The sequence below is a fragment of the Candidatus Vampirococcus lugosii genome (assembly GCF_018420025.1).
Classification (GTDB): domain Bacteria; phylum Patescibacteriota; class Gracilibacteria; order Absconditabacterales; family Absconditicoccaceae; genus Vampirococcus; species Vampirococcus lugosii.
Map to the genome: position 1 here is coordinate 1 of NZ_JAEDAM010000065.1, position 5,192 is coordinate 5,192.

The window sequence follows — 5,192 nt, forward strand, 5'->3', positions numbered from 1 at the left end:
CTTTATATTATGAAATATTAGATATGATTTGGTATGAGAAATTATGAAAAATACTTTACTTACTAGGAAAACGATAGTAAAAATTTTATCAAAAATTCATACTATTAAATTTGAGCAATTCAAAATCAATCCAGAAGATTTTATCAAAAAAGTATCTAATTTTATAAATGAACAAAAAGCTTCAACATTGATAAACAATATTGTTTATAATGCAATAGATCAAAAATATGATAGTGATATATTTACTATAAATAATTTCAAATGATCATTGAAAGACAATATTTTACAAGTGCAAAAACATATTTATGATTATGTCAAAACGGATTCACAAGTAGAAAGAAATTTAGCTTGAGAACTTGAAACTTGAGAAATTTTAGTATATGCAAAGTTGCCTTCTTCATTCAAAATACCAACTCCGATATGAAACTACAATCCAGATTGGGCAATTGTAATTGATAAAAAAGATGTTAAATATGTTTATTTCATTGCTGAAACAAAATGAAGTTTGGAAACTTTACAATTAAAATGAGCAGAAGATTTAAAAATACAATATGCAAAAAAACATTTTGAAGCTCTTTGAAATAATGATATTAAATATGAAGTTATTGCCTGATATTCTGATTTGATGCAGGAAGTTTTTAGGTAGTTTGATTTTGGAAAATATAAGTTTATTAAAATATAAATAAAGTAAAATAAATAAATGAGCTTCAAAAAAAATATTTAAATTTTATATTTAAAAAATATTTAAAAAGAATTGATTAAATTATAATAATATATATAATGAATTTTAATTATATATATTTTTTGAAATTTAAAATAAAATGCAATTATTTGATAATAAAACTCAAAAAGTTTGATATGACCTTAAAAATACTATTTGAAAAAATACTAAATTAAGTGTAGCAGCTGCAATATTTTCTATTTATTGATTTGATAGTTTAAAAAAAGAATTATCAAATATTGATGAATTAAATTTTATATTTACAGATTGAGCATTTATTGAAAAATCTAATAATAAAAAAGAAAAAAAATTATTTGAAATTAAATCAGATAATATAAAAAAAGCAATATCATGAACTGATTTTGAAATAAATCTAAAAAATAAAATGAAAGGTAGAAAAATTGCAAAAGAATGTAAAAAATGGATAGATTGAAAAGTAAAATTTAAATCTAATATTTCTTGAGATTATATACAAGAGCAATTTATTGTAGATAATAATGATCAAAAAATTATTTATCAATGAATAGAACAATTTAGTAGTTCATGATTTGGTTTTGAAAATGATAATTCTATTATAAGAAATATTATTAAAATTAATGATTATCAAATGAGTAAATCTTTTTTGGATTCTTTTAATCAAGTTTGGAATGATAATGAATCATTAAAAGATATAACTGAAGAAGTAGTTGATTATATTTCAAATTTATATAAAGAAAATTCTCCAGAATTTGTATATTATTTTACTTTATATAATATATTTGATGAATTTTTGGAAGATATATCAGAAGATGAATTAGCAAATGAAAAAACAGGTTTCAAAGAATCTGTAATATGGAATCAAATGTTTGATTTTCAAAAAGATGCAGTTTTATGAATAATAAATAAACTTGAAAGATATAATGGTTGTATACTTGCTGATAGTGTATGACTTGGTAAAACATTTTCAGCATTAGGAGTTATTAAATATTATCAAGAAAGAAATAAAAGTATTTTAGTTTTATCTCCCAAAAAATTATGAGATAACTGGCTTACTTTCTTAAATAATTATGAAGATAATTTACTTGTCAAAGATAGATTAAATTATGATGTTTTATATCATACAGATTTATCAAGAAATAAATGAGATTCAAATTGAATTGATTTATCTCGTATAAATTGGTGAAATTATGATTTAATAGTAATTGATGAATCACATAATTTTAGAAATAATGTATCTAGAAAAGATAAAACTACTCGTTATCAAAAATTATTGAATAATATAATAAAAAAATGAGTAAAAACTAAAGTTTTGATGCTTTCAGCAACTCCTGTAAATAATAAATTTACTGATTTAAAAAATCAAATATCACTTGCTTATGAATGAAATACAAACATAATTGATGAAAAAATGGAAGTTTCAAAATCTATAGATACTATTTTATCAAATGCACAAAGAACATTTAATGAATGGTCAAAACTTGATTTAGAAAAAAGAACTTCTACCGAATTACTTAAAAGATTAAATATTAATTTTGATTTTTTTAAATTACTTGATTGAATAACTATTGCTAGAAGTAGAAAACATATAGAAAAATATTATGATATATCCAAAATATGAAATTTTCCAAATAGACTTAAACCAAAAACTATAAGATCTAATATAACAAACTTGGAATCATTTATAAGTATAAAAGAATTATATGAATCTTTGTCAAAACTTAATATGTCAGTTTATAACCCATTTAATTATATACTTCCAAGTAAAATAAATTTTTATGATGATATTTATGATACAAATATAGATACTTTTAGAAGTTTGAAACAAAATACAAGAGAACAGAGTTTGCAAAAACTTATGAAAGTAAATTTTTTAAAAAGATTAGAAAGTTCTATTGATTCTTTTAGAATTACTTTATGAAAATATATTTTAAAAATTGAAGATATTATTGCTAATATTGAAAAATTTGAAAAATATTGAACCAAAACAAATACAGATTTAATTCAATACAATGAAGATGATATTGATGAAGATAATGATGATTGGATAGATGATGAATTTAGTGTATGAAATAAAGTAAAAATTAATCTTGAAGATATGGATACATTATCTTGGAAGCAAGATTTACAAAAAGATTTATATATTGCTAGTGAAATATTAGAAGAAATGAATTTTGTTGAACCACAAAATGATAGTAAATTAAATGATTTGAAAGAAATTATTAAAAATAAAATTGAAAATCCTATAAATGAATGAAATAAAAAAATTATTATTTTTACAGCTTTTACTGATACAGCAAATTATTTATACCAAAATTTAATTGATTATAATAAAAATTTTTGATTACAAACAGCAAAAATAAGTTGAGATTGAGTAAATGAATGTAGTTTTAAAACAGATAAACAATTTAATAATTTACTTATAAATTTTTCTCCTATATCAAAATCAAGATCTAAATCAAAAGAAAATAATACTCAAATTGATATATTGATAGCAACAGATTGTATAAGTGAATGACAAAATTTACAAGATTGCGATTATCTTATAAATTATGATATACATTGGAATCCTGTGAGAATTATTCAAAGATTTTGAAGAATTGATAGAATATGATCTCAAAATAAAGATATACAACTTGTAAATTTCCGACCTCAATTATCTCTTGATGATTATATTGATTTGAAAAATAGAGTAGAAAATAAAATGAATATTGTATGAACTACAGCAACATGAGAAAATATTTTGACCAATAAATCAAGTGATCTTGAGTTTAGAAAAAAACAATTAGAGAAATTACAAAATGAAGTTGTAGATATAGAAGATATGGATACAGGAATTTCTATTATGGATTTATGATTAAATGATTTTAGAATGGATCTCATAAATTATATAAATCAAAATTGAAAATTTAAATGAATACCTTATTGAATGCATACAGTTTGTAAAAAAAATTTATCTAAATGAATTGATGAATGAGTAATATTTATATTAAAAAATATTAATAATGAAATTAATATTGAAAATACAAATCAATTACACCCGTTTTATGTAGTTTATATAAATAAATATTGAAAAATTTTATCTAATCATATCAATGTAAAACATACTCTTGATGTTTTAAAATCTATATCTAAATGATATAATGAAGCTATAAAAGAAGTTTATGAATTATTTAATGAAGAAACTCAAGATTGAAAATATATGGACAAATATTCTGAATTATTAAATCAATCTATACAATCAATTATAAGTATAAAAAATGAAACAGATATAGATAGTTTATTTAATGATTGATGAACATCTGATATAATGAATAATATTAAATGATTAAAAGATTTTGAACTCATTACTTTTATTGTTATCAAATAATTATGATTTTAGAACTACCAAAAAATTGTTTAGTAGATAAATTTGTATCAAAGACTAAGTTTACATCTCAGGTACTTGTTAATACTAAACTCAAAGATGAGTTTACTCGTGAGATAAAAAGAATAACTTGGAAATATAAACTTGCAGAAACTACTCTGATGATACAAGCAACTCAAAAAGTAAAAGAAATACAAATATTTGAGATAGAACTAAAGAATAAAGAGATACCAAAAAATGTACTCAAACTTATAGATAAACTTATTCCTTACTATATACTTTATTATTTCAAATATGAAAATAATTTTGCTTTTTGAATAACTCTCAAAGATAATGTAAGTAAAGATTATTATTTTTCAGACTGGAACGAAGAGTTAAAATTTAACTTTCATGCTATAAATCTAAAAATAGTACTAGAAAATATTATAAAGCAATTTATAAAAAGAGTAGATACAGATAATAATAACTTCCAAGATATAATTGAAAAAGACAAACAAATAACTATACTAACCAAAGAAATACAAGCATTAAAAAATAAGATAAAACAAGAAAAGCAATTTAATAAAAAAGTAGAACTCAATAAAACTTTGCAAGAGAAACAAAAGCTTTTGTGAAAACTTAAATAATTTATATACTAATATAGTAATATGGAAATTATATGATTAATAGTTATAACATATTTAATTATTATATTTGTAAATAGTTTTAGATCTCCATATAAAAAAAGATCAAAAGGAAGTTCTTACAATAATAATTACTATAAAAACAATACAAATGATGAAGATAATCTTCGAACTAATACTTATGATCAGCTCTGGGATAAGTACAAAGCAGAAACAAAAACTCCACCACTTAATGCATTGGTTTCACGGGCATATGAAAACGGAGAAATATTCTCTGGAAGAAACAATTTTGATGATTTGAACCAAGAAGATAAAAAAACCATCTTAAGAATAGCTATATGTATATCTAAAAAAAAAGCTGCAGAAAAAGCTTTAGAAAAAATGATGGATATGAATCAATCAGGTGGATATTAATTAAAAACTTAACTAATTTATTTTATAAAACAACTACTTATGCAAAAACTAGACCTACAAACTTTTGATAGTTTATCAAAAAATATAGAAG

The 5,192-nt window shown here is 20.8% G+C and carries 4 protein-coding genes; all 4 read left to right on the forward strand.

The window, feature by feature from the left end:
- Nucleotides 1–646, forward strand: a 646-nt coding sequence (locus VAMP_RS07125; protein WP_500681213.1) for a restriction endonuclease, incomplete at its 5' end; no start/stop codon positions are given.
- A 175-nt stretch (nucleotides 647–821) separates the two neighbouring features.
- Entirely contained in the window at nucleotides 822–4,067 is a 3,246-nt protein-coding gene (locus tag VAMP_RS04315; protein WP_213349705.1) for a helicase-related protein, read from the forward strand.
- A 2-nt stretch (nucleotides 4,068–4,069) separates the two neighbouring features.
- Nucleotides 4,070–4,690 (forward strand): DUF4391 domain-containing protein, encoded by a 621-nt coding sequence (locus VAMP_RS04320; RefSeq protein ID WP_213349707.1) that lies wholly within the window; start codon nucleotides 4,070–4,072, stop codon nucleotides 4,688–4,690.
- A 21-nt stretch (nucleotides 4,691–4,711) separates the two neighbouring features.
- A complete protein-coding gene (locus tag VAMP_RS04325; RefSeq protein ID WP_213349709.1) occupies nucleotides 4,712–5,101 on the forward strand; it encodes a hypothetical protein in 390 nt (129 codons plus the stop codon).
- Nucleotides 5,102–5,192 lie beyond the last annotated feature (91 nt).